29 protein-coding genes are annotated in these 24614 nt (G+C 61.6%); 14 read left to right on the top strand and 15 right to left on the bottom strand.

Annotation, left to right across the window (positions count from 1 at the left end; all coding sequences use genetic code 11):
* The first annotated feature begins 266 nt into the window (after nt 1-266).
* The 5 genes from LCM4573_RS23215 (at nt 267) to aat (ending at nt 4128) form a co-directional block, all read left to right on the top strand.
* Complete coding sequence (locus LCM4573_RS23215) at nt 267-1025, top strand: DsbA family protein (RefSeq protein ID WP_071008812.1); 759 nt, start codon at nt 267-269, stop codon at nt 1023-1025.
* 158 nt (nt 1026-1183) lie between these two features.
* Nucleotides 1184-1621 carry a type II 3-dehydroquinate dehydratase gene (gene aroQ / locus LCM4573_RS23210; protein WP_071008811.1) on the top strand — a complete coding sequence of 146 codons (438 nt, stop codon included), beginning with the start codon at nt 1184-1186 and terminating at the stop codon, nt 1619-1621.
* A gap of 31 nt (nt 1622-1652) precedes the next feature.
* A complete protein-coding gene (gene accB, locus LCM4573_RS23205; protein ID WP_071008809.1) occupies nt 1653-2126 on the top strand; it encodes an acetyl-CoA carboxylase biotin carboxyl carrier protein in 474 nt (157 codons plus the stop codon).
* Between the two features lie 10 nt (nt 2127-2136).
* Nucleotides 2137-3483: an acetyl-CoA carboxylase biotin carboxylase subunit gene (gene accC / locus LCM4573_RS23200; RefSeq protein WP_071008807.1), complete on the top strand. Its 1347-nt coding sequence runs from the start codon at nt 2137-2139 to the stop codon at nt 3481-3483.
* A gap of 21 nt (nt 3484-3504) precedes the next feature.
* Complete coding sequence (gene aat, locus LCM4573_RS23195; RefSeq protein WP_071008805.1) at nt 3505-4128, top strand: leucyl/phenylalanyl-tRNA--protein transferase; 624 nt, start codon at nt 3505-3507, stop codon at nt 4126-4128.
* On the opposite strand, the gene LCM4573_RS23190 is transcribed toward aat, so the two are convergent.
* From LCM4573_RS23190 to gatB, 5 genes are all read right to left on the bottom strand, one after another.
* Complete coding sequence (locus tag LCM4573_RS23190) at nt 4125-4556, bottom strand: DUF2155 domain-containing protein (protein ID WP_407071763.1); 432 nt, start codon at nt 4554-4556, stop codon at nt 4125-4127. The genes aat and LCM4573_RS23190 overlap by 4 nt on opposite strands.
* A gap of 71 nt (nt 4557-4627) precedes the next feature.
* Nucleotides 4628-5026 (bottom strand): NADH:ubiquinone oxidoreductase subunit NDUFA12, encoded by a 399-nt coding sequence (locus LCM4573_RS23185; RefSeq protein ID WP_071008801.1) that lies wholly within the window; start codon nt 5024-5026, stop codon nt 4628-4630.
* Nucleotides 5027-5135: 109 nt separating this feature from the next.
* Entirely contained in the window at nt 5136-5597 is a 462-nt protein-coding gene (locus LCM4573_RS23180; RefSeq protein ID WP_071008799.1) for a GNAT family N-acetyltransferase, read from the bottom strand.
* A complete protein-coding gene (locus tag LCM4573_RS23175) occupies nt 5598-6104 on the bottom strand; it encodes a GNAT family N-acetyltransferase (protein WP_071008797.1) in 507 nt (168 codons plus the stop codon).
* 35 nt (nt 6105-6139) lie between these two features.
* A complete protein-coding gene (gene gatB, locus LCM4573_RS23170; RefSeq protein ID WP_071008796.1) occupies nt 6140-7642 on the bottom strand; it encodes an Asp-tRNA(Asn)/Glu-tRNA(Gln) amidotransferase subunit GatB in 1503 nt (500 codons plus the stop codon).
* A gap of 225 nt (nt 7643-7867) precedes the next feature.
* On the opposite strand from gatB, the gene mprF reads away from it, so the two are divergent.
* Together mprF and LCM4573_RS23160 are read left to right on the top strand one after the other, a co-directional pair.
* The gene (gene mprF, locus LCM4573_RS23165) at nt 7868-10465 is read left to right on the top strand and encodes a bifunctional lysylphosphatidylglycerol flippase/synthetase MprF (protein ID WP_071009213.1); all 2598 of its coding nucleotides are present in this window, start codon (nt 7868-7870) and stop codon (nt 10463-10465) included.
* Nucleotides 10462-11817: an AcvB/VirJ family lysyl-phosphatidylglycerol hydrolase gene (locus tag LCM4573_RS23160; protein WP_071008794.1), complete on the top strand. Its 1356-nt coding sequence runs from the start codon at nt 10462-10464 to the stop codon at nt 11815-11817. The genes mprF and LCM4573_RS23160 overlap by 4 nt, the downstream gene beginning before the upstream one ends.
* Here LCM4573_RS23160 and LCM4573_RS23155 read toward each other — a convergent pair.
* The gene (locus LCM4573_RS23155; protein ID WP_071008792.1) at nt 11814-12323 is read right to left on the bottom strand and encodes a GNAT family N-acetyltransferase; all 510 of its coding nucleotides are present in this window, start codon (nt 12321-12323) and stop codon (nt 11814-11816) included. The two genes, LCM4573_RS23160 and LCM4573_RS23155, sit on opposite strands and share 4 nt — an antisense overlap.
* Before the next feature lie 313 nt (nt 12324-12636).
* Here LCM4573_RS23155 and LCM4573_RS23150 point away from each other — a divergent pair, with 313 nt between their 5' ends.
* Entirely contained in the window at nt 12637-12894 is a 258-nt protein-coding gene (locus tag LCM4573_RS23150; protein ID WP_046792730.1) for a YjhX family toxin, read from the top strand.
* A gap of 43 nt (nt 12895-12937) precedes the next feature.
* On the opposite strand, the gene LCM4573_RS23145 is transcribed toward LCM4573_RS23150, so the two are convergent.
* The 5 genes from LCM4573_RS23145 to LCM4573_RS23125 form a co-directional block, all read right to left on the bottom strand.
* Entirely contained in the window at nt 12938-13264 is a 327-nt protein-coding gene (locus tag LCM4573_RS23145) for a hypothetical protein (protein ID WP_131819007.1), read from the bottom strand.
* 95 nt (nt 13265-13359) lie between these two features.
* Nucleotides 13360-13824 carry an N-acetyltransferase gene (locus LCM4573_RS23140; RefSeq protein WP_071008791.1) on the bottom strand — a complete coding sequence of 155 codons (465 nt, stop codon included), beginning with the start codon at nt 13822-13824 and terminating at the stop codon, nt 13360-13362.
* Nucleotides 13825-13844: 20 nt separating this feature from the next.
* The gene (gatA, locus tag LCM4573_RS23135) at nt 13845-15326 is read right to left on the bottom strand and encodes an Asp-tRNA(Asn)/Glu-tRNA(Gln) amidotransferase subunit GatA (protein ID WP_071008789.1); all 1482 of its coding nucleotides are present in this window, start codon (nt 15324-15326) and stop codon (nt 13845-13847) included.
* 63 nt (nt 15327-15389) lie between these two features.
* Nucleotides 15390-15677: an Asp-tRNA(Asn)/Glu-tRNA(Gln) amidotransferase subunit GatC gene (gene gatC / locus LCM4573_RS23130; RefSeq protein ID WP_071008788.1), complete on the bottom strand. Its 288-nt coding sequence runs from the start codon at nt 15675-15677 to the stop codon at nt 15390-15392.
* 77 nt (nt 15678-15754) lie between these two features.
* Nucleotides 15755-16459 carry a metal-dependent hydrolase gene (locus LCM4573_RS23125; RefSeq protein WP_071008786.1) on the bottom strand — a complete coding sequence of 235 codons (705 nt, stop codon included), beginning with the start codon at nt 16457-16459 and terminating at the stop codon, nt 15755-15757.
* Nucleotides 16460-16684: 225 nt separating this feature from the next.
* Here LCM4573_RS23125 and LCM4573_RS23120 point away from each other — a divergent pair, with 225 nt between their 5' ends.
* Complete coding sequence (locus tag LCM4573_RS23120; RefSeq protein ID WP_071008785.1) at nt 16685-16990, top strand: alkylphosphonate utilization protein; 306 nt, start codon at nt 16685-16687, stop codon at nt 16988-16990.
* Nucleotides 16991-17012: 22 nt separating this feature from the next.
* Nucleotides 17013-17510, top strand: coding sequence for a Holliday junction resolvase RuvX (gene ruvX / locus LCM4573_RS23115; protein WP_071008783.1), 498 nt, complete (start codon nt 17013-17015; stop codon nt 17508-17510).
* Here the strand turns inward: ruvX and LCM4573_RS23110 are convergent.
* The 4 genes from LCM4573_RS23110 to LCM4573_RS23100 all read right to left on the bottom strand — a co-directional run bounded on the left by LCM4573_RS23110 (nt 17444) and on the right by LCM4573_RS23100 (nt 20476).
* A complete protein-coding gene (locus LCM4573_RS23110) occupies nt 17444-17779 on the bottom strand; it encodes a DUF6105 family protein (protein ID WP_071008781.1) in 336 nt (111 codons plus the stop codon). The genes ruvX and LCM4573_RS23110 overlap by 67 nt on opposite strands.
* Nucleotides 17776-17946: a hypothetical protein gene (locus tag LCM4573_RS28370; protein ID WP_198539775.1), complete on the bottom strand. Its 171-nt coding sequence runs from the start codon at nt 17944-17946 to the stop codon at nt 17776-17778. The genes LCM4573_RS23110 and LCM4573_RS28370 overlap by 4 nt, the downstream gene beginning before the upstream one ends.
* A gap of 140 nt (nt 17947-18086) precedes the next feature.
* A complete protein-coding gene (locus LCM4573_RS23105) occupies nt 18087-18731 on the bottom strand; it encodes a TetR/AcrR family transcriptional regulator (protein WP_071008779.1) in 645 nt (214 codons plus the stop codon).
* 92 nt (nt 18732-18823) lie between these two features.
* A complete protein-coding gene (locus LCM4573_RS23100) occupies nt 18824-20476 on the bottom strand; it encodes an acyl-CoA dehydrogenase family protein (RefSeq protein ID WP_071008777.1) in 1653 nt (550 codons plus the stop codon).
* 121 nt (nt 20477-20597) lie between these two features.
* On the opposite strand from LCM4573_RS23100, the gene LCM4573_RS23095 reads away from it, so the two are divergent.
* From LCM4573_RS23095 to dprA, 4 genes are read left to right on the top strand one after another with little or no spacing between them, the layout of a single operon-like run.
* The gene (locus tag LCM4573_RS23095) at nt 20598-21539 is read left to right on the top strand and encodes an aspartate carbamoyltransferase catalytic subunit (protein WP_071008775.1); all 942 of its coding nucleotides are present in this window, start codon (nt 20598-20600) and stop codon (nt 21537-21539) included.
* A complete protein-coding gene (locus LCM4573_RS23090; RefSeq protein ID WP_071008773.1) occupies nt 21536-22825 on the top strand; it encodes a dihydroorotase in 1290 nt (429 codons plus the stop codon). Before LCM4573_RS23095 ends, LCM4573_RS23090 begins: the two co-directional genes overlap by 4 nt.
* 12 nt (nt 22826-22837) lie before the next feature.
* Nucleotides 22838-23455 (top strand): glycerol-3-phosphate 1-O-acyltransferase PlsY, encoded by a 618-nt coding sequence (plsY, locus tag LCM4573_RS23085; protein ID WP_071008771.1) that lies wholly within the window; start codon nt 22838-22840, stop codon nt 23453-23455.
* A 3-nt stretch (nt 23456-23458) separates the two neighbouring features.
* The gene (gene dprA, locus LCM4573_RS23080; protein WP_071008769.1) at nt 23459-24607 is read left to right on the top strand and encodes a DNA-processing protein DprA; all 1149 of its coding nucleotides are present in this window, start codon (nt 23459-23461) and stop codon (nt 24605-24607) included.
* The last annotated feature ends 7 nt before the right edge of the window (nt 24608-24614 follow it).

Raw genomic sequence — 24614 nt, 5'->3', positions numbered from 1 at the left:
CGCGCCAGACGCGGCCGTTTTTGTTTGGGCTCCGCCCGTAGAGCTTCGAAACTGATTCAACGACTTGGCAGATTGAATCCGGAAAAGCCGCCAGGTTGTTGAAAGCGGTGGATTTTCTTATCCCTTGCATCGCTCATACGCAGTTGTGAAAGCCGGAAGGGCACCGCTCGACGATTTTGCGGTTTCTTGAAAGGCGCAAGTGGCATAGTTTCGGCGCAAATCAGGACGATGTTGCGCCGACCCCGGCCGAAATGACGAGGATATCAATGACCCGCCTGTTCAAGACCCTGGCCGCCGGCACCATAATGGCCGCTTCCGCTCTCACCGCCCCGGCGTTTGCGCTGGACGAACAGCAGAAGAAGGAAATGGGCGAGTTCATCCGGGAATATCTCATCGAGAACCCGGAAATCATGGTCGAAGTGCAGAACGCACTCGAGGCGAAGCAGCAGGCGCAACGCACCGAAATGGCCAGCAAGGCCGTCGCAGAGAATACGAAGGCGATCTTCAACTCCGAGCACGACATCTCGCTCGGCAATCCGAACGGCGACGTCACCATCGTCGAGTTCTTCGACTACAATTGCGGCTACTGCAAACGCGCCATGGGCGATATGGACGAGATCATCGCCAAGGATCCGAACGTCCGTTTCATTCTCAAGGAACTGCCGATACTCGGGCCGGATTCTATGGCCGCCCACAAGGTCTCAAATGCCGTCCGCCTGCTCGCGCCGGAAAAATATGCCGAATTCCATCGCCAGCTTCTCGGCAGCCAGTCTCACGCATCGGAAGAAACGGCGATCGCGGTCGCCACTTCGCTGGGGCTCGATGAGGCGGCAATCCGCAAGTCGCTCGCGGAAAACCCGAACGACAATCTCGTTCGCGAGACCTATCAGCTCGCGTCCAATCTCGGCGTGACCGGGACCCCCACCTATGTGGTCGGCAATGAAGCCGTTTTCGGGGCCGTCGGCCTCGATACGCTCCAGGAAAAGATTGCGAACGTACGCGCCTGCGGCAAGGCTTCCTGCTGACCGCCCGCGCCACCATTCAAGACCTGAACGGCGAAATCCTGTGGCCTGAGCGGTGGGACGGCCCGACTAACCACGGCTTTCGCAAAGCCGGGGCTTTCCCTTGCTCTTCTAGCGGTCTATAGGTGGCCCTGAATTTTTTGTTGGAACATCAGGCACCGATGAACAAGACGATCTTCGTCCTCAATGGGCCCAACCTCAATATGCTGGGCAAGCGCGAGCCGGGCATCTACGGCGGAAAGACTCTCAACGATATCGAGGCCGACTGCATCGCAGCCGGGCGCGACTACGGGTTTTCCATCGACTTTCGCCAGAGCAATCACGAAGGCGTGCTTGTGGATTGGTTGCACGAAGCGGACGAGAAGGCCGTAGGTGTCGCCATCAATGCAGGCGCCTATACCCATACCTCGGTTGCACTCCACGATGCCATTCGCGCCATTTCGGTGCCCGTGATCGAGCTCCACATCTCGAACGTTCATGCGCGGGAAGAATTCCGCCATCATTCGAAGATTGCGGCGGCATGCAAGGGCGTCATCTGCGGCTTCGGTCCCGCAAGCTATGTCCTGGCACTGCATGCCTTGAAAACCATGACCGACTGACAAGAAGATAAACAGAACAATAGGGTTTGCCATGTCTGAGAAGAAAACCGGTATCGACAAGGGACTGATCCGCGATCTCGCGAATATCCTCAACGACACCGATCTCACCGAAATCGAAGTCGAGCAGGAAGACCTCCGCATCCGCGTTTCGCGCGCCGCGCCGGCACAGTACGTCCAGGCGCCGATAGCGAGCGCGCCGGCTGTTGCCTCGGCTCCCGCCGCCGTCGCCGCTCCGGTAGCGGCCGCCGCTCCCGCCGCGGCTCAGGACAACAAGAACGCCGTTCCGGCACCGATGGTCGGCACTGCCTATCTTTCCCCGGCACCGGGCGCACGCGCCTTCGTGGAAGTCGGTGCGATGGTCAAGGAAGGCCAGACGCTGCTCATCATCGAGGCCATGAAGACGATGAACCAGATTCCCGCTCCCCGCGCCGGCAAGGTCACGGAAATCCTGGTCAGCGATGCGCAGCCCGTCGAATACGGCCAGCCCCTCGTCGTCATCGAATAAGGCCTGGCCGATGATTTCAAAGATTCTCATAGCCAATCGCGGCGAAATCGCGCTCCGGGTGCTGCGCGCCTGCAAGGAGCTCGGCATCGCGACCGTCGCCGTCCATTCGACGGCAGACAGTGATGCCATGCATGTGCGCCTCGCCGATGAGAGCGTCTGCATCGGCCCGCCGCCTTCGCGCGACAGCTATCTCAACATCCACCAGATCGTCGCTGCCTGTGAGATCACCGGCGCGGACGCCGTGCATCCGGGCTACGGCTTCCTTTCGGAGAACGCCAAGTTCGCGGATATTCTCGATGCCCACGGCATCACTTTCATCGGCCCGACGGCCGAGCATATCCGTCTCATGGGAGACAAGATCACCGCCAAGCAGACCGCTCAGGAACTCGGCATTCCCGTGGTTCCAGGCTCCGACGGCGAAGTGAAGCCCGAGAATGCCCTTGAGGTCGCCCGCAAGATCGGTTTCCCGGTCCTCATCAAGGCGACGGCGGGCGGCGGCGGTCGCGGCATGAAGGTCGCCAAGACCGAAGCCGATCTTGAGGAAGCTGTGGCAACCGCCCGCTCCGAGGCGGCCGCGGCTTTCGGCAATGACGCCGTCTACATGGAAAAATACCTCGGCAAGCCGCGGCATATCGAAATCCAGGTCGTCGGCGACGGTGAGGGCAACGCCATCCATCTCGGCGAACGCGACTGCTCGCTGCAGCGCCGCCACCAGAAGGTCTGGGAAGAAGCCAACTCGCCGGCCCTCAACGTCGAGCAGCGCATGAAGATCGGCCAGATCTGCGCCGATGCCATGAAGAAGCTGAAATATCGTGGCGCCGGAACCATCGAGTTCCTCTACGAAAACGGCGAGTTCTATTTCATCGAGATGAACACCCGTCTGCAAGTGGAGCACCCGATTACCGAAGCCATTACCGGCATCGACCTGGTGCATGAGCAGATCCGCGTCGCTTCCGGCGGCGGGCTTTCGGTGAAGCAGGAAGATATAAGCTTCCAGGGCCATGCCATCGAATGCCGCATCAACGCGGAAGACGCGCGGACCTTCGTGCCCTCCCCCGGCACGATCACGCATTTCCACGCTCCGGGCGGACTTGGCGTGCGCGTCGATTCGGGAGTCTATGCGGGCTACCGTATTCCGCCTTATTATGACAGCCTGATCGGCAAGCTGATCGTCCATGGCCGCACGCGCGTCGAATGCATGATGCGGCTGCGCCGCGTGCTCGACGAGTTCGTCGTGGATGGCGTCAAGACGACGCTGCCGCTCTTCCAGGACCTGGTTTCGAACCAGGATATCGCCAACGGCGATTACGATATCCATTGGCTTGAGAATTATCTGGCCGAGAACAAGGCGCACTGAAGACGCGCACCGAGGAGAGCCATGGGAGGGCGACGCGGCAGATATTATCCGGCGATTACCCCGGAAGTCCTGTTGCGCGCCTATTCCATCGGCCTCTTTCCGATGGCTGAATCAGCCGACGACCCGGAGATCTTCTGGGTCGAACCGGAAGTACGCGGCATCCTGCCGCTCGATGCCTTCCACATCTCCAAGAGCCTGGCAAAGGCGATCCGAAAGAAACCTTTCGACATACGCGTCGATACGGCCTTCGACCAGGTCATCGCCGCCTGCGCGGAACCGGCGGAGGACCGCCCGAGCACCTGGATCAACTCCACGATCCGCAAGCTTTATTCAGAACTGCATCGCATGGGTCATGCCCACAGCGTTGAAGCCTGGGAGGGCGAAAACCTGGCCGGCGGTCTTTACGGAGTGTCGCTCGGCTCCGCCTTCTTCGGCGAGAGCATGTTCTCCAGGCGCACCAATGCCTCCAAGGTCTGTCTCGTGCATCTGGTGGAACTGTTGAGGGCAAGGGGCTTCACCTTGCTGGATACGCAATTCACCACCGAGCACCTGAAAACCTTCGGCGCGATCGACATTCCCAAGGAAGAGTATCTCAAGCTGCTGAAGGCAGCGGTAGATCCGCCGCACCTGCAATTCCAGGATTAATTGGTCGGTGCCGGCGCCGGCACGTCGGACTGCGGCTTGCAGCCGGTCAGCCATACGTCATAGATCGGATGCTCCACGGCGTTCAGGCCGGGGCTGTCGGCGAACATCCAGCCGGTGAAGATGCGGCGGATCTTGCGATCGAGAGTGATCTCGTCCACTTCCACGAAGGAATCGATCTTCTGAGCCTCGGATTCATCGCGCGAGTAGCAGACCTTCGGCGTCACCTGCAGAGCGCCGTACTGCACCGTCTCATCGATATAGACATCGAAAGTGGTGATGCGACCGGTGATCTTGTCGATGCCCGCGAAAACCGCCACGGGATTGTTGATGCGTTCCGCCGAAGCGCTTCCCGCCGCTAGAGCCGAAGCCACGATCGCGAATACGGCTCCGGTCAGTTTGCGTGCAGAAACCTTCATAGATCTCATCATGTTTCCCGTTTCGACAATTCCTGCCAATGCGGCCTAGATTGTGATTGTGGCCAAAACAGGTGGACCTAGGCTTAATTGCCGGGCGTCCAGGCGTCGTAGTCTCCGGTAACGCGAGCACGCTCGCCGGTCGCGGCAAGCGAGCCCTTCGGGTGATAGGCGAAGGGCGTGCCCGTAGCATTTTCGCGGTGCGGCTTCTGCCACTCGCGCGGCTTGTAAGCCTCCGCCGAAGGCGGAACATCGGTGCGGTAATGCATCCAGCCGTGCCAGCCGGGCGGGATGGCGGAAGCTTCCGCGTAGCCCTTGTAGACGACCCAGCGCTTCGGCTTGCCCCAAGAGGTCATAGGCCCTTCGTAATAGACATTGCCGAGCTCGTCTTCGCCAACCCTCTTGCCATTACGCCAGGTGAAGAAGCGGGTTCCGAGTGTCTGTCCGTTCCACCAAGTGAAAATCTGCAGCAGGAGATTTTTCATGTCTTTTCCATCGACTTGGGCATGATGACAGCGAAATTTCGAGATCGCCACGTAACCCGCTTATGCTACCTGACGTGCCGGATGTCCAGTGTTTCCGATGCCGCGGCGCCTATTTGAGTTTCATCTTGAAGCTGAAATGGCTCTTGGCGAAACCCAGCCGCTCGTAGAAACGGTGAGCATCCACACGGGCCATATTGGAGGAAAGCTGCACCAGGCGGCAATCGCGGCGCTTCGCCTCTTCGATCACATGGCGAATCATCTGCGCTCCGATCCCTCTTCCACGCATATCCTCGCGCGTCTGCACCGCTTCGATGGTCATGGAGAGCGATCCCCTGCCCGTCAGCGTGCGATTGAAAAGGATCTGGAAAGTGCCAACGACCTCGCCGGCCAGTTCGGCCACGAAGAGCTGTTCGTTTTGCGAGGCGTCGATGACATGGAATGCGCGGAGATAGTCTTCGAACGCCTCTGAGTCGGTGGTGTCGCCGTGTCCGCCGACGGTGTCGGCGGCAAAGATCGCGATCAGGGCGGGCAGATCGGTGTCCCGCGCCCTGCGGATCAGGAGATCAGCCATTCAGAGCCCCGCCAGCCTTTTTTCCATGATGATCGCCGGCAGGCCGGAATTCGGCGCACCCCATTCTTCCATGCGGTCGACTTCGGTAAATCCGAGCCGTTCGTAAAACGATTGCGCGCGGGTATTTTGAAGCGCCACCTCGACCCGCATGATTTCAGCGCCCGGAAAGCAGGTCTCGAGTTCAGCGAAGATATCCCGCCCTATGCCTTCATTCTGACAGGACGGCTTCACATAGAGCTGGTGCAGCATCGCCGTCTTCGCCATCTTGGGATACATGGCCGCATATCCCATGCCGCCGATTTCCTTGCCATTATCGGCAACCAGAAACTCTCCGTCCCTCTTGAGAATTCGGGCGCGGATGGCGCTCGCCGAGTGCCAGCCGTCGATCATCCGCTGGACCTGCGGCGCTCCGTAAAACGGATCGTAGGCCGCATGAAAGGTTTCCGCCAGAAGGGCGCGGATTTTCTCCGCGTCCTCTCCACCGGCGGTGCGAATGAAATAGACCAAGGCTTTCTCCCTGCCGCACCGACAATCGATGCGGGTTATTCCTCGATGCCCAGTTTCGCCTTGACGAGCGCCTGGACGGCCTGCGGATTGGCCTTGCCACCGGTCGCCTTCATCACCTGACCGACGAACCAGCCGGCAAGCGTCGGCTTTGCCTTCACCTTCGCGACCTGATCCGGGTTGGCGGCGATGATCTCATCCACGGCCTTCTCGATGGCGCCCGTGTCGGTCACCTGCTTCATGCCGCGCGTCTCGACGATTTCGGCCGGGTCGCCGCCTTCGTTCCAGACGATCTCGAACAGATCCTTGGCGATCTTGCCCGAGATGGTCTCCGCCTTGATGAGATCGATGATTCCGCCGAGCTGAGCCGGCGAAACCGGAGTCTCTTCAATGCCTTTTCCGGATTTGTTCAAGGCGCCCAGCAGGTCGTTGATGACCCAGTTAGCAGCGGTCTTGCCGTCGCGCCCGGCCGCTACGGCCTCGAAATAGTCTGCGATCGCCTTTTCGGAGACCAGCACCGAGGCATCGTAGACCGAAAGACCGAGATCGCGAACGAGGCGCTCCTTCTTTTCATCCGGCAGTTCAGGCAGGTCCTTCTTCAGCTCTTCGACAAAGGCGTCGTCGAACTCGAGCGGCAACAGGTCCGGATCGGGGAAATAGCGGTAGTCATGCGCCTCTTCCTTGGAGCGCATGGAGCGCGTCTCGCCCTTGTTCGGGTCGAACAGGCGGGTCTCCTGATCGATCGTGCCGCCATCCTCCAGAATAGCGATCTGGCGGCGCGCCTCGAACTCGACGGCCTGGCCGATGAAGCGGATCGAGTTGACATTCTTGATCTCGCATCGCGTACCGAAGGGTTCGCCCGGGCGGCGCACGGAAACGTTGACGTCGGCGCGCATGGAGCCCTCGTCCATGTTGCCGTCGCAGGTGCCGAGATAGCGTACGATCGAACGCAGCTTGCTCATATAGGCCTTCGCCTCGTCCGCCGAGCGCATGTCCGGCTTCGAGACGATTTCCATCAGCGCAACRCCGGAACGGTTGAGATCGACGAAGGACATGGTCGGATGCTGGTCGTGCATCGACTTGCCGGCATCCTGTTCCAGATGCAGGCGTTCGATGCCGATCTCGATATCCTCGAACTGGCCTTGACGGTCGGGACCGAGCGAGATGGTGAGCTTGCCCTCGCCCACAATCGGGTCCTTGTACTGGGATATCTGGTATCCCTGCGGCAGGTCCGGATAGAAATAGTTCTTGCGGTCGAAGACCGAGCGCTTGTTGATCTGCGCCTTCAGGCCGAGACCGGTGCGCACGGCCTGCTTCACGCATTCCTCGTTGATGACGGGCAGCATGCCGGGCATGGCTGCGTCGACGAGCGAGACATTGGCGTTCGGAGCCTTGCCGAACTCGGTCGAAGCTCCGGAAAACAGTTTGGAATTGGAGAGGACCTGCGCATGCACCTCCATGCCGATGATGACTTCCCAGTCGCCGGTGGCGCCGGGAATCAGGCGTTTGGGATCGGGCGTGCGGACGTCGACAATAGTCATCTGGTGCTCTTCATGTGATGCGGCGTGTTTGCTGTTGAGGTAGAACAAATGAATGCGTGGCRCAAGCTTCAGCGCCGCCGCGCAACCTTCGAGCCCCCACCAAATCTACTCAAAATTGCCATTATTGCGGCGGCATGAACCAGCCGGTTCAATTCAACAGCGAACAGATCCGTCAGTCACAGAATGTCCACGCAAGATCACTCCCCGGCATCGCCAATGGAATCGATGGATACCGCCCCCTCCCCGGACGAATTTCCTCACAGATCGCCGCTTGCGGCATTCTTCCTGCGCTTTCGCGTTTACCTGACATCGGCCGCCGTCATAGCGATCTTCGTCCTCATGGCCGTCGCTATCTACCGGCTGACGGAAGAAGTGCGCTATGACGACGTTGTCGCCGCGCTCTCGGACACGAGCTGGACATCGATCGGGCTGGCGATCCTGTTTACCGCGCTCAGCTTCGCCGCGCTCATCTGCTACGACATCAACGCGCTGGACTATATCGGCAAGAAGCTGCCGCTCGCGACCGTCGCAATGACCGGCTTCAGCGCCTATGCCATCGGCAACACGGCCGGTTTCGGCGCGCTGAGCGGCGGTGCGATCCGCCTGCGGGCCTATTCGCGGCTGGGGCTCTCGCCGGGCGATATCAGCCGGGTCATTGCTTTCGTCACGCTGTCCTTCGGGCTCGGCCTGCTTGCGGTTGCGAGCCTTTCCACGCTGGTCGTCGCTCCGCGCCTCGCCTCGATCCTGACGATCGATGCAGATTGGCTACGCGCCGGCGCGTTGGCCGTGGTGGCGCTGCTCGCCTTGCTGCTCGTTTTCGGCCGCGACGGCCGCGCCGTCAAACTCGGTCGCCTCAGCCTTCGCCTGCCCGATACCCGCACCTCGTCTCGGCAGTTCCTGGTTTCCGCCTTCGACATCGCGGCATCGGCCTCCGTGCTCTATGTCCTGCTGCCGGAAACGCATGTCGGCTGGCCAACCTTCTTCGCGATCTATGCCGCAGCCGTCGGTCTCGGCGTGCTCAGCCACGTTCCGGCGGGACTCGGGGTTTTCGAGACGGTCATCATCGCTGGCCTAGGCAACACCATCAGCATCGACGTCCTGCTCGGAAGCCTGGTCCTCTATCGCCTCGTCTATCACGTCCTGCCGCTGATCCTGGCGATCGGGCTGGTTCTCGTTTCGGAAGTCCGGCAGCTCGCCTCCCATCCGGTGGTGGCGGGCATGGGACAGATCGGCGTCCGTCTGGCGCCGCCTCTGCTCTCGACGCTCTGCCTGATCCTCGGCGCCATGCTGATCTTTTCCGGCGTGACTCCGACACCCGACACGAACCTGGATTTCCTCTCCGACCTCCTGCCCCTGCCGATCGTCGAGGGCGCCCACTTCCTCGCCAGCCTGCTGGGACTGGTGCTCGTCATCTCGTCGAGGGGCATCGCCCAGCGTCTCGACGGCGCCTGGTGGGTCTCGGTCGTCGGCGCAGCGGCCGCGCTGGTGCTTTCGCTCCTCAAGGCCGTTGCGGTTTTCGAGGCGCTGCTGCTTGCACTCTTCATCGGCGCCATGCTGTTGAACGGCAAGCTCTTCACGCGGCATGCCTCCCTGATCCGGCAGGCGCTGAGCCCTTCCTGGTTGGCGGCCACGGCGGTGATTGCCGTCGGCGCCGTGGCGATCCTCCTGTTCGTCTACCGCGATACGCAATACAGCCATGATCTCTGGTGGCAGTTCGAGTTCATGGAAGACGCGCCGCGAAGCCTGCGCGCCACCCTCGGCATCGTGGTCGCATCCACGGCTGTCGCCATCTTCAGTCTGTTGCGCCCAGTGGCCTACCGGCCGGATACCCCGATCGCGGACGAACTTTCACGGGCCACCGACATCGTCCGGCAACAGGACGTCGCCGATGCCAATCTCGTCCGCATGGGCGACAAGCGCCTGATGTTTTCGGAAAGCGGCAACACCTTCATCATGTATGGCATCCAGGGCCGCTCGTGGATTGCGTTTGCCGATCCGATCGGACTCGAGGAAGAGATGGGGGAATTGGTCTGGCAGTTCGTCGAAACGGCGCGCGGTGCCGGCGGGCGCGCCGCCTTCTACCAGATCTCGCCTGCCATGCTCTCCTATTGTGCCGATGCCGGTTTGCGGGCGTTCAAGCTCGGCGAACTCGCCATCGTCGATCTCACGCGTTTCGAACTCAAGGGCGGAAAGCTCGCCAGCCTGCGTCAGTCCATCAGCCGTGGCGCGAGAGACGGCCTTGTATTTTCCGTGATCGAGATTCCGGATGTGCCGGCGATTTTGCCGGAACTGCGGGCGGTTTCCGATGCCTGGCTCTCGCACCATAATACACGCGAAAAGACGTTCTCGCTGGGCGCCTTCCGCGACGACTACATCCTCTCGCAGCCGGTCGCCGTGCTGCGTCAGGAAGAACGCATCATCGCCTTCGCGACATTAATGGTTAYGGAGACGAAAAAGGAGGCCACCGTGGACCTGATGCGCTTCCTGCCCGAAGCGCCGCGCGGCGCGATGGATTTCCTCTTCGTCAGCATCATGCAGCATATGCGCGACGCCGGCTATGAGACCTTCAATCTCGGCATGGCGCCGCTCTCGGGCATGTCGAAGCGGGAGATCGCACCCGTCTGGGACCGCATCGGCAGCACTGTTTATGAGCACGGGGAACGGTTCTACAACTTCAAGGGCTTGCGCGCCTTCAAATCGAAGTTCCATCCGAGCTGGCAGCCCCGCTATTTTGCCGTTTCCGGCGGCAGCGGTGCCCTGCTGGCCCTGATGGATGTCACGCTGCTGATCGGCGGCGGCATCAGAGGAGTTGTCGGCAAATGAGACTTCGCCACATCATGATGATCGTAAGCCTTATGGGCGCGACGAGTCTTCACGCGCAGGAACCGCCGAAATTCGATACCGGCATGATCCCCTCACAGCACATCTTCCTCCCGGATGGCGAAGCCGATGCCAGCGTCTTCCTGATATCCGATGCCGCGGGCTGGAGCAGTACCGACGAGCAGGAGGCCAAGGCTCTCGTCGATAAAGGCGCGGCCGTGGTCGGTATCGATTTTCCCTCCTATCTCGCCGCATTGCGCAAGGACGATGGCGACTGCATCTACATGATCTCGGACGTGGAGGCGCTTGCACAGCAGATCCAGCGCGCCACCGGCAATAGCAGCTATCGGCCGCCCATCATCGCCGGAATTGGCGAAGGCGGAGCCTTGGCGCTAGCGATGATCGCCCAGAGCCCGGTGGCGACGATCGGCGAAGCGGTGGCGGTCGATCCGGCTGCCGGCATTCCACTGACGAAGCAGCTCTGCACTCCGGCCTCGAAAGAGCAGCGGGGCGACAGGATGGTCTATGGCCTGACCGATGGGGAATTGCCGGCGGGCGTCACGGTTCTGTTTTCCAAGGCCGCCGCTCAAGACGGGCGGGACCATGTCGCGACCCTGTCCGCCGCACATCCGGATATCGAGGTGCAGGATATCGACGACGCGCCCGCGGATGCGCTTTTGCAGACGCTGAGCGATCGGGTCGAGGCATCCGGGGACACCGACAATCCGCTCGGGCTTCCGCTAACGGTTCTCGAAACCACGCCGAAATTCGATACCATGGCGGTGGTCTATTCCGGTGACGGCGGCTGGCGCGACATCGACAAGGAGATCGGCGGCGCGCTTCAGTCCTCCGGCATCCCGACCGTGGGCGTGGATTCGCTTCGCTATTTCTGGTCGGAGCGCAAGCCCCAGGAGGTGGCCGATGACCTGACGCGGATCATCGATACCTACCGCCATCAGTGGCATGTGAAGCACGTTCTCCTCGTCGGCTACTCCTTCGGCGCGGATATCCTGCCCGCGACCTACAATCTTCTTACCGACAAGGAAAAGCAGCATATCGCGCAGATGTCGCTGCTCGCCGTTTCGCACGAGGTCGATTACGAGGTCTCCGTGTCCGGCTGGCTCGGCGTCGCCGGCGATGGCTCGGCGGGCGACCCTGCCAACGACATCCGCAAGATCAATCCGGCGCTCGTGCAATGCTTCTACGGCACCGACGATGACGACGACGCCTGCCCCACGCTCAAGGACACGCCCGTCGAAATCATCCCGGTCGATGGCGGGCACCATTTCGACGGCGACTACGAGGCACTCGCCAAACGCATCACGGACGGACTGACGAAACGCTTGGGCCGCTAAAGACCAGCCCCGTAGACATTTTCCTCTGCGTCAACGAGCTGCTTCAAAAGGCCGACCGACTGAACATCATTGTCGATCTTGGGAGAGTAGGCGACCGAAAGCCAGTTCACCGCATAGCCGTTCTTCTGGAAAAAGCCGATCGCCTCGGCATTGCGGGCATGGGTTGCGACGCGGGCGAGCTCGAATCCCTGCTGCACGATCTGGCGCTCGACCTCCTGCAGGAGGGTTCTGCCGAGCCCCTGCCCCTTGAATGCCGGATCGATCCAGAAATCGCTGATCAGCTCGTCCAGGCCTTCGCGCGCCGCCCAGCCGGCGAGACTACCGCCCTGCTCGACAACGGTGATGGTGAGCCAGGAGGAACGGGTGAAATTCCGGAAGGCGGCGCGGGCATTTTCCCGCATCGCATCCATTCCGCCGATCGGGGACATGGCCTTTTCCCAGGCCCTCAGCCCGATCGCCGCCAATATCTCCGCTTCATCCCCGCGCGCGTTGCGAATGCTGATCATGACCGCCCCTGCTCACCTCCAACTACACCATCGAGTGCAGGCTTTTGCCAGCTCGAATTCCCGCCTTCCGGGCCGGCTCGGCTTGACGATTGTGGAAAACCGCCTTAGTTGCAGGCCTGTACTCATGCCTTAGTTGCAGACTGTACTCATGGAGTTTTGATGTTCTCTTTCGCTGAGACCCGGTAAAGGGCCAGCCCGCAGATTTCCTGCCAGCTGGCCCAGGCAAAAACGGTAAACCCCGACGTCATCCGACGCCGGCCACGTTTTTGTATGCCTTCCGCAAGCCGGAAGAGCTTATCCGGACATCGAAACAATGGATATTTCCCGCGCCGAACAGCGCATTCTTCACCTGCTTGCTCAGGGCGGCAGGATCGAACTTACCCGTGACGACAACAGAAAGATCGAGAAGATCCAGCTCCTCACCCGGGAAGGCTGGGCCTTCAACGGTCTCGACCTGACAACCTTCCGCAAGCTCAAGCAGAAGCGGGCGATCAAATCCTCGGGTGGCAAGCCCTACCGCATCACCGAACGGGGCTTGCAGCTGGTGAGATCGCAACTGGACAATAGATGAAGCGAAAGGCGGCGCTCTTACGAGCGCCGCTATTTCCGCGGCACTACCTCCGCAGATATTCCGCCGTCATTCCAAGCTCCTTGCGGAGCAGTTCCTCCGCGGCGTCATCAGCCTGAATATCCTCGCAAAGACGAAAGATCAGCTCCCTGTATTCCGGATATTTCCGCAATTCATAGGCCGCGGCCATTTTGGAGGCAGTGGAATTGCCCTCCATTCCCAGATGCTCGGTGATCTGGAAGAAGCGCTCATAGCGCTCGTGTACGTTCCTGCTTCTGAGAGCGAGAACATAAGCGGCCGCGGACCAGGCCAGGACACAGAACGGAAGCGCCAGGCCGAGATAGGCGATCCACTCCATGAAAGTCAGAGGCATCTCACTACCACCATTTTTGCGTTCTCGATCATCTCCGAAATCGATGATCGCGCTCATAGCACGTCGGAGTGGAATTTCGAAGCAGAAGCAACCTTCTAGCTTAACCGCTTCTCCAGATGCACCTTTTCCAGCTCGACGCCCATGCTCGTCGAATATTCGCGGCCGCGCCAGACAATCTTGAACCCGCGGCGTTCGTAAAGGCGAATGGCGCTGGAATTGCTCGCGCGCGTATGGATCTTCGCGACAGAAAATCCCTCGATAGCAACTCGCTCAAGGAAATGGCGAACAAGCGCAGAGCCTACTCCACGCCCTTGAAAGGCGGGATCGACCCAGATATCGGAAATATAGTCAGGATCATCCTCACGAGCGCCCCATCCGACCACTCTGCCCCCGAACTCGGCAATAGCGACATCACCCTTGGCCGCTGCGGGATAGTCGAAGAAAGCCCTTCGGATGGCTTCGATGACGTCAGGATTTTCGAAACTCGCCTCTCCGTCACCGCTGGATTTCCAGGCCGCAAAGCCGACTTCGCCGACCACATGGTGATCGGCGATGGTCATTTCCCTGATTGTGAGCCCTTTTACCACCACTTGGCAGGGGTGAACTTGCCGGCGGCCTGTTCGATGACGTGAGCCGTACGGAACAGCGTCTCCTCATCGAAGGGCTTGCCGATGAGCTGCAGGCCGAGCGGGAGCCCCTTGTGGTCAAGGCCGGCGGGAACCGCGATGCCCGGCAGGCCGGCCATGTTCACCGTCACGGTGAAGATGTCGTTGAGGTACATCTTCACCGGGTCGGAAGCGAGGTTCTCATCGGCGACGCCGAAGGCCGAAGACGGCGTGGCCGGCGTCAGGATGGCATCGATCCCAGCGTCGAATACCTGCTCAAAATCGCGCTTGATGAGCGTGCGGACCTTCTGCGCCTRCAGATAGTAGGCATCATAATAACCGGCCGACAGGACATAGGTGCCGATCATGATGCGGCGCTTGACCTCCGTGCCGAAGCCGGCAGCGCGGGTCTTCTCATACATATCGATGATGTCCTTGCCGTCGACGCGCAGGCCGTAGCGAACGCCATCATAGCGGGCAAGGTTGGAGGAGGCTTCCGCCGGGGCTACAATATAGTAGGCCGGCAGAGCGTATTTCGTGTGCGGCAGCGAGATATCGACGATCTCCGCGCCGGCATCCCTGAGAAAGGCAATGCCCTGTTGCCAGAGTGTTTCGATCTCTTCCGGCATGCCTTCGGCGCGGTATTCTTTCGGAATGCCGATCTTCATGCCCTTGACCGACTGGCCGAGCGCCGCTTCGTAATCCGGCACCGGCAGATCGACCGAGGTGGTGTCCTTGGGGTCGACGCTCGCCATGGATTTCAGGAGGATCGCGGCGTCACGCACGTCACGGGCGATCGGGCCGGCTTGATCGAGCGACGAGGCGAAGGCGACCGTGCCCCAGCGCGAGCAGCGGCCATAGGTCGGCTTGATGCCGACCGTACCGGTAAAGGCCGCCGGCTGGCGGATGGAGCCGCCGGTATCGGTGGCCGTCGCACCGGCGCACAGCTGCGCGGCAACGGCTGCGGCCGATCCGCCCGAGGAACCGCCCGGCACGAGCTGCTGGTTGGAGCCCTTGGCCCGCCACGGATTGATGACGGCGCCGTAGTGGGAGGTTTCGTTGGAAGAGCCCATGGCGAACTCGTCCATGTTGAGCTTGCCGAGCATCACCGCGCCGTCATCCCAGAGGTTCTGGGTAACGGTCGATTCGTATTTCGGCTTGAACCCATCCAGAATGTGAGAGCAGGCCTGGGTATGGATGTCCCGCGTGGCGAAGAGGTCCTTGATGCCGAGCGGAATGCCTTCCAGTGCGCCGGCCTTGCCGGATGCGAGCCGTGCGTCGGAAGCCTTGGCCATTTCCAGCGCCTTTTCAGGCGTCACCGCGATATAGGCGTTCAGCGCTCCGTTCGCCGCATCGATTGCCTTGAGATAGGCGTCCGTCAGCTCGACGGCGGAAAATTCCTTGGCCTTCAGCTTTTCGCGGGCTTCGGCAATGGTGAGGCTGGTCAATTCGGTCATGATATCGTTCTTCGAAAGAGCTTGAGGACGTGGCGGAAGGTCAAGCGGCGGCCTGGAAGGCGCTCACTCGACCACTTTCGGCACAAGGAAGAAGTTCCGGTCGCTGTTCGGCGCATTGGCGACCACGTCGTCGGCCTTGTCGCCGTCGGTCACCGCATCGTCGCGCCGGCGCATGGCCATGGGCGTTACGGATGTCATCGGTTCCACACCGGTGACGTCAACCTCGGAAAGCTGCTCGACGAAGCCGAGGATACCATTCAGTTCGCCCACCATGCGATTGGCCTCATCCTCGGAAACCGCGATGCGGGCGAGATGGGCGACGCGCTTGACGGTGGCGAGATCGACGGACATGGCATGAACTCCGGGCAAGAAATTTCCTACCGCTATAATGGCCATGTCCGCCCTTCGCAACGGGGGATGCGGTAATATCAGAAGGTGAGCGCGGCGCCGGGCGCGGGCGCTTCGACCCGTGTGCGCGTTCCCTCCATGCCCTTGACGAACTTTTCCGGCGTCTGGTCGATGATCGGGAAAGAGCCGTAGTGGCAGGGAATGGCGTGCTTGAAATCGAAGAAGCGCTGGCAGGCAAGCGCCGCCACGGCACCGCCCATGGTAAAGCGGTCGCCGATCGGCACGAGGCCGATGTCGGGTTGGTGCAGTTCGTTGATGAGGCCCATGTCGGTGAAGATGTCGGTATCGCCCATATGCAGAAGCGACGGCTCGTCATCGATATGCAGCATCAGGCCATTGGCGCTGCCGAGCGAGTGGGAGACGCCGTCCTCGGTGACTTGAGCGGAGGAATGCAGCGCCTGCGTGAAGGTAACGGTGAAGCCGTCGAAGGCGACCGTGCCGCCGGTATTGCCCATATCGAGCTTTTCGACGCCCTTCGTGCTAAGCCAGGCGGCGAGATCCGCGTTGGCGAAGACCACCGCGCCGGTTTCCTTGGCGAGCGCGACGGTATCGCCCACATGATCGCCATGGCCGTGGGTGAGGAGGATATGTGTTATACCCTCGGCCGCTTCCTTGCGGTCAAGGCCGGAAAAACCGGGATTGCCTGAAAAGAACGGATCAATAAGGATTTTCGCCCTCGCCGTCTCGATACGAAAGGCAGCGTGGCCGAGCCAGGTGATCTTCATGGATAACTCCTTGGATATGAGGGCGGGAGTATAAGACGGTTCGACGCGGTGACAACATAACAGCGCCGTTTCGCTCAATTACACCGCCAATGCGGCGGCCCTGCGGTGGAATGGCCGGAACCAGGCGGTTGCAAGCTATCATCGCCTGGGCTAAGCGACCGGAAGTGCCGCATTCTCAACAGAATACGTGAAAAAACTTCACTTTTCTTACCCAAGGAAATCAACATGGCCGGCAATGATGACGAATACGTCTACGACGAAGTGACGGGCGAATGGCTGCCCGCTTCCGAGATGGCCGCCAAAGCTGCGGAAGCGAATGCCGTACGCGACGCAGCCGGTAATGTGCTGGCCAACGGCGACGCAGTCACGCTCATCAAGGACCTCAAGGTCAAGGGCACCGGTCAGACCCTGAAACAGGGCACAGTCATCCGCTCGATCCGCCTTACCGACAATCCTGAAGAAATCGATTGCCGCCACGATACGATCAAGGGTCTCGTGCTCAGGACGGAATTCGTCCGCAAAAAGAACTGAGACAGCGACGGGATACTATGCCATGGCAATGCTGACCATCGAGGAACTCGCAGGGCATCTCGCCCCGAACCAGCCGATCGCCGGCCTTGACCTCGGCACCAAGACGATCGGGCTTGCTGTTTCGGATCTCGGGCGGCGCTTCGCGACACCCCGTCCCGTCATCAAGCGCGTGAAATTCACCAAGGATGCAGACGTGCTGCTCGCCTTTGCGGAAAAGGAAAGGATCGCCGGCTTCGTCATCGGCCTGCCGATGAACATGGACGGCTCGGCCGGCCCGCGGGTACAGGCCACCCGCGCCTTTGTGCGCTCCATGAGCGAAAAGACCGCCCTCCCCTTCGTCTTCTGGGACGAGCGGCTTTCCACGGTCGCCGCGGAACGCGCACTTCTGGAGATGGACGTATCGCGGGCAAAGCGCGCGGAGCGGATCGATTCGGCCGCCGCGAGCTTCATTCTTCAAGGAGCGCTCGATAGGCTCTCCTCGCTTGCCAGAGCCTCGCGAGATCCGGACCGGGTAGATTGACGCCTCCGCCACCAGGCGGCGATCTGCTTGCGCTTGCGGAAAGCGATGATCGCGAAGACGATCAGGCTGTCGACGACTATGGCGCGGGCAACGAGCGGCGGGATGGTTTCGGGTGGAATGCCGAGCACCTGACCGTAGATCTGGAAGACAAGATCATGGGTCTGCCTGGTCAGCATGAAGAAGCCGAAGCTCATGTCGTAGTAGGATAGGCCATACCAGCTCGTCAGCAGCAGGACGGGACCCGCCCACAGGATCAGGAACCACTTCATGTGGTCACCCCCTTCGGTTGAGCCAGATCGAATTCCAGTAGCACGACCCACCTGGCCAGAGCCATGATGCTCAGCACCATTGCGGGCACCGCGATGTTGAGCGCCAGCACCGCGAAGAACATCGTCATGATGCCCAGCAATGCTCCGTTCTGGAGTGTCGTTCCCATAACCGGTGCCCGATGGAAGATCGCGGTTAACGATAAGTTAACGACACACTAGCCGCCGAGGCTACCGGCGCAACGCAAAGTCACGCCTATGGTTAACGGGCGCGGCCAGCCTGTGGATAAGAGAATGAAGCGGGTGCAACTCAGCCGTAGACAGCGCGCACCAGGCGGCGGACCGAGGCGGCGACCTTCTCCCAGTCCTTCTCGCTGCGCAACGGAAGGCCGGCAAACTGGCCGGTGGCCGACGCCGAGATCACCAGATGCTGGATGGAAGCGAAAAGCAGCGCATTCACCGTCGGTGCATCCACGCCCTTCGGCGGAGCGAGCGATCCACGCATGCGATCGAGCCATTTGGCGAGCGCCTTGGCGCGGGCCTCCGACAGCTTGCGGACCTGGGGGGTATCCTTGGAAACTTCCCAGGCGATGGTCTTGCAAACGAGTRGATCGTCACGGAGCGCATCCATGAAATAGAGCGCCAGCTTTTCCATCAGATCGCCATAGGTCAGCACGAACATGCCGCCGGTGTCTTCGGGAATACGGTCCCTGACCCAGGAGCCGAGATCCTCACCGATCGCCTCGATCAGCCCGTCCAGACCGCCGTAATATCGATAGATGAGCTGCTTGTCGCAGCCGGCGCGCCTGGCGATGGCGTTGATCCCGAAGCCCTGAAATCCCTGTTCCGCGAGAAGATTGCGGGCCGCGGCGAGAATTGCCTGTTCGGTGCCCGCGCGGTTTTTCACCCGCTTTTCCGGTGCCGGCGGCGCCGTGAGTTCCTGGATTTGCAGCATGTTCCAACTTCCGGTGTTTCCAGGCGCATAGTGTGCGGCGCGGCGAGCGGCAAGCGGTTTCGGAAAACATGCACAGGATTGGAAGGAATGCGTCAGCTCGCGGGCGGGTATAGCAGGTCCACGATATAGCCGGCGTCGAAACGCGAATCGAGCATTCCATAGGTCGAACGCCACCCCCCGGCAAGCCGCGTTTCCAGGAAGGCGTCGGCGATCTTGCCGGCGCCGAGCCGCACGAGTTCGCAGGCGGCGGCGGCCAGAGCGAGCTGTTCGACGAGCAGGCGGGCCGCGCCCTCGTCGCTTTCGCAAAGCGCCATCGCCGCCCGCAGCACTTCCACCGTCTTCTTGCCGGAGGCGCCGAGATCCCGCTCGAAGCCCTGCAGCACCGTATCGAAGAGATCCTTGCCGCGAGAAAGCACGCGCAGCACATCGAGCGCCATCACATTGCCCGAGCCTTCCCAGATTGCGTTGACCGGGGCCTCGCGGTAGTGCCGCGCGATCGGGCGCTCTTCGATGTAGCCATTGCCGCCGAGGCATTCCATCGCCTCGTAGATCAGCGAGGGCGCGATCTTGCAGTTCCAATATTTGATGACCGGCGTCATGACGCGCGCGAAGGCGGCATCGGCCGGATTGCCGGCCGCGCGGTCGAACGCATCCGCCAGCCGGAAGGCCAGAGCCGTCGCCGCGGCAACGTCGAGCGCCATGTCGGCAAGCACGCGGGTCATCAGCGGCTGATCGATCAGCATCTTGCCGAAGACGCTGCGGCCGCGGCAATGATGCACGGCTTCCGCAAGCGAGGCGCGCATGATGCCGGCCGATGCGAGCGCGCAATCGAGCCGCGTCAGCGTGACCATGTCGAGAATGGTGCGGATACCACCGCCCGGCTGCCCGAGGAGATAGCCGAACGCGGCGGTGAACTCCACTTCGGTCGATGCGTTGGAGCGATTGCCGAGCTTGTCCTTCAGGCGCTGGAACTGCAGGCCGTTCGCCGATCCGTCCTCCAGAAGGCGCGGCACGAGGAAGCAGCCGACGCCCTCCCCCGTTTTCGCCAGCATGACGAAGCCGTCGCTCATCGGAGCCGACATGAACCACTTGTGGCCGGAAAGCCGATAGACGCCATCGCTCACCCGCTCCGCGGTAGAGCGATTGGCCCGCACGTCCGTTCCGCCCTGCTTTTCCGTCATGCCCATGCCGAGTGTGATCGCGCTCTTCTGCAGCGCGGGCCGATTAGACGAATCATATTTGCGCGAGAGTATCTTCGGCGCCCATTCCTTCTGCACCCGCGGCGACGCCATGAGCGCGGCGATCGAGGCGCTTGTCATGGTGAGCGGGCAGAGATGCCCGCATTCGAGCTGCGCCGTCAGGTAGAAGCGCATGGCGCGCGCCTTGTGCTCATGGCCCTTGGCTTCCGGGATGTTTTCCCAGATCGAGGAATGCAATCCGGTCTGCATGGACCGGCGCATCAGTGCATGCCAAGCGGGATGAAATTCCACCTGATCGAGACGTTCGCCGCGTGGCCCGTGCGTCTTCAGCTTCGGCGGATTCTCGTTCGCCATGCGCGCCAGTTCCTGCGCCTCCGGCGAGGTGACGTAACGGCCGAGCGCATCGTATTCCTCACGAAGCGTGCGGTGCAATCCGGAGGTCAGGTCCACCACGAGCGGATCGGAACGATAGGCATTGATACCGGACCAGGGATGGGGCTGGTTCAGTTCGGCAAATTTTTCTTCGGCGCGCGATATCTGGTTCATGAACGGGTTCTAGCGGGTTTCTTTGGAAATTGCAGCGGGATGCGGGAAATTTCCCRTGCATTCGCTTGCCCCCCTTTTCGCGAGACCTTATAGACCGCCGAACGCAAGCGGAGACGTGTCCATGGTCTTCTTCCCTCACCGCCATCTTCTCGGCATCAAGGGTCTCACCGAACAGGATATCACCTTCCTTCTCGATAAAGCCGACGAAGCGGTAAAGATCAGTCGCCAGCGCGAGAAGAAAACCTCTACCCTCCGGGGCCTCACGCAGATCAATCTGTTCTTCGAAGCTTCCACTCGTACCCAATCCTCCTTCGAACTCGCCGGAAAACGCCTCGGTGCCGATGTGATGAACATGTCGGTCGGCAATTCCTCGGTGAAGAAGGGCGAGACGCTGATCGACACGGCGATGACGCTGAACGCCATGCGGCCGGACGTGCTGGTTCTGCGTCACTCTTCGGCCGGCGCGGCCGCCCTGCTCGCCCAGAAGGTCACCTGTTCGGTGGTGAACGCCGGCGACGGCCAGCACGAGCATCCGACCCAGGCGCTGCTCGACGCTCTGACGATCCGCCGCGCCAAGGGCAAGCTCTCGCGCATCATCGTGGCGATCTGCGGCGACGTGCTGCATTCGCGCGTCGCGCGCTCCAACATCCTGCTTCTCAACGCCATGGGCGCGCGGGTGCGCGTCGTGGCGCCCGCGACGCTTCTGCCCTCCGGCATCGCCCAAATGGGCGTCGAAGTCTTCCATTCCATGGAAGAAGGCCTGAGGGACGCCGACGTGGTGATGATGCTGCGCCTGCAACGGGAGCGCATGTCGGGTGCCTTCGTGCCTTCGGTGCGCGAGTATTTCCATTTCTACGGCCTCGACGCCGAAAAGTTGAAGGCCGCGAAGGACGATGCCCTGGTCATGCATCCCGGCCCTATGAACCGGGGGGTCGAGATCGCCTCTGACGTTGCGGACGGACCGCAGAGCGTGATTGCCGAACAGGTGGAAATGGGGGTTGCGGTGCGCATGGCGGTCATGGAAACCCTGCTCCTCTCTCACAATCAGGGAGAACGCGCATGACCGGCCCTACCGTTCTCAAGAACCTTCGGATCATCGACCCTTCCCGCAATCTCGACGAGGCCGGCACGATCGTCATCGGAGCCGACGGGCGCATTCTCGCAGCCGGCAAGGACGCGCAGAACCAAGGCGTCCCGGAAGGAGCGACAGTCAAGGACTGCAAGGGCCTCGTCGCCGTTCCCGGCCTTGTCGATGCGCGCGTCTATGTCGGAGAACCGGGCGCCGAGCATCGCGAAACGATCGAATCGGCAAGCCGCGCGGCGGCGGCCGGCGGCGTCACCTCCTTCATCATGATGCCGGATACCGATCCCGTGCTCGACGATATCGCGCTGGTGGAGTTCGTGCAGAACACCGCGCGCCACAAGGCGATCGTCAACGTCCACCCCGCGGCGGCGCTCACTAAGGGGCTTGCCGGCGAGGAGATGACCGAGATCGGCCTCCTGCAAGAAGCGGGCGCAGTCGCCTTCACCAATGGACGAAGCGGCCTTTCCGATACGCTGATCCTGCGCCGCGCGATGACCTATGCGCGCGAATTCGACACCGTCATCTCGCTGGAACTGCGCGAAAAATACCTCGGCAACGGGGTGATGAACGAAGGCTTGTTCGCGAGCTGGCTCGGCTTGTCCGGTGTGCCGAAGGAAGCCGAGATCATCCCGCTGGAGAGAGACCTGCGCATCGCGGGGCTGACGCGCGGCAAATATCACGCAGCGAAGATCTCCGTGCCGGAATCGGCGGACGCCATGCGCGTCGCCCGTTCGCGTGGTGCCAACGTCACCTGCGGGATCTCCATCAACCACCTGTCGCTCAACGAGAACGACATCGGCGAATACCGCACCTTCTTCAAGCTCTCGCCGCCGCTCCGCACGGAAGACGACCGCGTTGCCATGGTCGATGCGCTTGCCGACGGCACGATCGACATCATCGTCTCCTCGCACGATCCCCAGGACGTCGATACCAAGCGGCTCCCCTTCGCTGACGCCGCCGACGGCGCGATCGGACTTGAGACCATGCTGGCGGCAGCCCTTCGCCTGCATCACAGCGGACAGGTGCCGCTCATGAGGCTGATCGACGCCATGTCGACGCGTCCCGCACAGATATTCGGGCTTGACGCCGGCACGCTGAAACCCGGCGCGAGGGCGGATATTACGCTGATCGACCTGGACGAGCCTTGGATCGTTTCGAAGGATATGCTTCTGTCGCGCTCGAAGAACACACCCTTCGAGGATGCTCGTTTTTCAGGCCGCGCGGTGGCGACATACGTGGCCGGCAGGTGCGTCTACTCGGTTTAAGAGGGAAAACGCGTGAGTGAGCTTTTCAACTGGCAGATCACTCTGCCCATCGCACTTGCGGCGCTCGTGCTGGGCTATCTGCTGGGCTCCATCCCTTTCGGCCTGATCCTCACCCGCATGGCAGGCCTCGGCGATATTCGCTCGATCGGTTCGGGCAATATCGGCGCCACCAACGTGCTTCGAACCGGTAACAGGAAGCTCGCCGCGGCGACTTTGCTGCTCGATGCTTTGAAGGCGACCGCCGCGGCGCTCATCGGCGTCTACATCTGGGGCCCCGAGGGCGGATTGCTTGCGGGCTTCGCCGCCTTCCTCGGCCATCTCTTCCCAGTCTGGCTCGGTTTCAAGGGCGGAAAGGGTGTCGCTACCTATATCGGCATGCTTCTCGGCGTGGCGCCGCTGATGGTCCTCATCTTCGCCGCCGTGTGGCTGGCGGTTGCCAAGATCAGCAAGTATTCGTCGCTATCCGCCTTGGTTGCGACGCTTGTCATTCCGGTTGTATTGTGGTTTGTAGGCGACCATAAGGTTGCGCTCGTCATGGCAGTCATGACCGTAATCTCCTGGTGGAAACACGAAGCCAACATCAAGCGGCTGATCGCCGGCACAGAAAGCAAGATCGGCCAAAAAGGATAGGCAATGCCGGACGGCGGCGCGAGGCGGGCGGGAATTGCGCTGACGGATAGGCAAAGGATCGCCTGGCTCAGGCTGATCCGCTCCGACAATGTTGGCCCGGTCACGTTCAGGGAACTCATCAATCACTGCGGCTCGGCGGAGAACGCCCTTTCCATGCTGCCGGAACTGTCCGCACGCGGCGGCGCATCGCGCGCGATCCGCATCGCAACGGTCGAGGAGGCCGAGCGCGAGCTGGAGAGGGCTACCCGGCACGGTGCGCGCTTCATCGGCATCGGAGAGCCGGATTATCCGCCTGCGCTGCGTCAAATCGAAGGGGCGCCGCCGCTGATCGCCGCGAAAGGCGATCTAGGCGTCGCGACAAGGCCTTCGGTCGGCATCGTCGGTTCCCGCAATGCCTCGATCAGCGGCTCGAAGTTCGCAGCGATGATCGCGCGGGACGCAGGCCGCGCGGGCTACACGGTGACGTCGGGGCTCGCCCGTGGCATCGACACGGCCGCCCATCGCGCCAGTCTGGAAACCGGCACCATCGCGGTTCTTGCCGGCGGGCTCGACCAGCCCTACCCGCCGGAAAACGTTCCTCTTCTCCAAGAGATCACGTCAGGCGCAGGCCTCGCCGTCAGCGAGATGCCCTTCGGCTGGGAGCCTCGCGCCCGCGATTTTCCAAGGCGGAACCGGCTGATCGCGGGCATTTCACTCGGGGTCGTGGTAGTGGAAGCGGCGGAACGTTCCGGCTCGCTGATCACGGCGCGCCTTGCAGGCGATTTCGGCCGCCTCGTCTTCGCCGTGCCGGGATCACCGCTCGATCCGCGGTGCGAAGGCACGAACAATCTCCTGAAGCAAGGCGCGACCGTCACCACAAACTCGGCGGATGTGCTGGAGGCGCTAGCGCCGCTTGCGCAATTGGATTTCTTTTCCGCTCCCTCGGCGGAGGAACCTGACAGCGAAGACGGGAGCGACATGTTGCCGCCACCCGACGATGATGCCCGCGCCACCATCGCCGCCGCGCTCGGCCCGACTCCCGTCGAAATCGACGATATCATTCGGCATACCGGCCTTCCGGCGGCTTCGGTCTATCTGGTTCTGCTGGAATTGGACCTTGCGGGACGGCTGCACCGCCACCCCGGCGGGATGGTCTCGCTGGCGATGGGTTGAATTGCCG

Origin of the sequence: Rhizobium sp. LCM 4573 (genome assembly GCF_001854865.1) — a bacterium.
Lineage (GTDB): Bacteria > Pseudomonadota > Alphaproteobacteria > Rhizobiales > Rhizobiaceae > Neorhizobium.
This window is presented reverse-complemented; position numbering and strand designations above follow the sequence as displayed.

What these genes read in the sequence shown, in the direction of transcription:
- LCM4573_RS23125 (WP_071008786.1), bottom strand. Translation starts at nt 16,459, where the DNA reads ATGAAGATCACCTGGCTCGGCCACGCTGCCTTTCGTATCGAGACGGCG.
- LCM4573_RS23090 (WP_071008773.1), top strand. Translation starts at nt 21,536, where the DNA reads ATGACCGGCCCTACCGTTCTCAAGAACCTTCGGATCATCGACCCTTCC.
- LCM4573_RS23145 (WP_131819007.1), bottom strand. Translation starts at nt 13,264, where the DNA reads ATGCCTCTGACTTTCATGGAGTGGATCGCCTATCTCGGCCTGGCGCTT.
- LCM4573_RS23140 (WP_071008791.1), bottom strand. Translation starts at nt 13,824, where the DNA reads ATGACCATCGCCGATCACCATGTGGTCGGCGAAGTCGGCTTTGCGGCC.
- gatC (WP_071008788.1), bottom strand. Translation starts at nt 15,677, where the DNA reads ATGTCCGTCGATCTCGCCACCGTCAAGCGCGTCGCCCATCTCGCCCGC.
- accC (WP_071008807.1), top strand. Translation starts at nt 2,137, where the DNA reads ATGATTTCAAAGATTCTCATAGCCAATCGCGGCGAAATCGCGCTCCGG.
- ruvX (WP_071008783.1), top strand. Translation starts at nt 17,013, where the DNA reads ATGGCAATGCTGACCATCGAGGAACTCGCAGGGCATCTCGCCCCGAAC.
- LCM4573_RS23100 (WP_071008777.1), bottom strand. Translation starts at nt 20,476, where the DNA reads ATGAACCAGATATCGCGCGCCGAAGAAAAATTTGCCGAACTGAACCAG.
- LCM4573_RS23155 (WP_071008792.1), bottom strand. Translation starts at nt 12,323, where the DNA reads ATGATCAGCATTCGCAACGCGCGCGGGGATGAAGCGGAGATATTGGCG.
- LCM4573_RS23190 (WP_407071763.1), bottom strand. Translation starts at nt 4,556, where the DNA reads ATGATGAGATCTATGAAGGTTTCTGCACGCAAACTGACCGGAGCCGTA.
- aat (WP_071008805.1), top strand. Translation starts at nt 3,505, where the DNA reads ATGGGAGGGCGACGCGGCAGATATTATCCGGCGATTACCCCGGAAGTC.
- LCM4573_RS23215 (WP_071008812.1), top strand. Translation starts at nt 267, where the DNA reads ATGACCCGCCTGTTCAAGACCCTGGCCGCCGGCACCATAATGGCCGCT.
- accB (WP_071008809.1), top strand. Translation starts at nt 1,653, where the DNA reads ATGTCTGAGAAGAAAACCGGTATCGACAAGGGACTGATCCGCGATCTC.
- LCM4573_RS28370 (WP_198539775.1), bottom strand. Translation starts at nt 17,946, where the DNA reads ATGGGAACGACACTCCAGAACGGAGCATTGCTGGGCATCATGACGATG.
- LCM4573_RS23120 (WP_071008785.1), top strand. Translation starts at nt 16,685, where the DNA reads ATGGCCGGCAATGATGACGAATACGTCTACGACGAAGTGACGGGCGAA.
- LCM4573_RS23095 (WP_071008775.1), top strand. Translation starts at nt 20,598, where the DNA reads ATGGTCTTCTTCCCTCACCGCCATCTTCTCGGCATCAAGGGTCTCACC.
- aroQ (WP_071008811.1), top strand. Translation starts at nt 1,184, where the DNA reads ATGAACAAGACGATCTTCGTCCTCAATGGGCCCAACCTCAATATGCTG.
- LCM4573_RS23150 (WP_046792730.1), top strand. Translation starts at nt 12,637, where the DNA reads ATGGATATTTCCCGCGCCGAACAGCGCATTCTTCACCTGCTTGCTCAG.
- dprA (WP_071008769.1), top strand. Translation starts at nt 23,459, where the DNA reads ATGCCGGACGGCGGCGCGAGGCGGGCGGGAATTGCGCTGACGGATAGG.
- LCM4573_RS23160 (WP_071008794.1), top strand. Translation starts at nt 10,462, where the DNA reads ATGAGACTTCGCCACATCATGATGATCGTAAGCCTTATGGGCGCGACG.
- LCM4573_RS23185 (WP_071008801.1), bottom strand. Translation starts at nt 5,026, where the DNA reads ATGAAAAATCTCCTGCTGCAGATTTTCACTTGGTGGAACGGACAGACA.
- LCM4573_RS23110 (WP_071008781.1), bottom strand. Translation starts at nt 17,779, where the DNA reads ATGAAGTGGTTCCTGATCCTGTGGGCGGGTCCCGTCCTGCTGCTGACG.
- LCM4573_RS23180 (WP_071008799.1), bottom strand. Translation starts at nt 5,597, where the DNA reads ATGGCTGATCTCCTGATCCGCAGGGCGCGGGACACCGATCTGCCCGCC.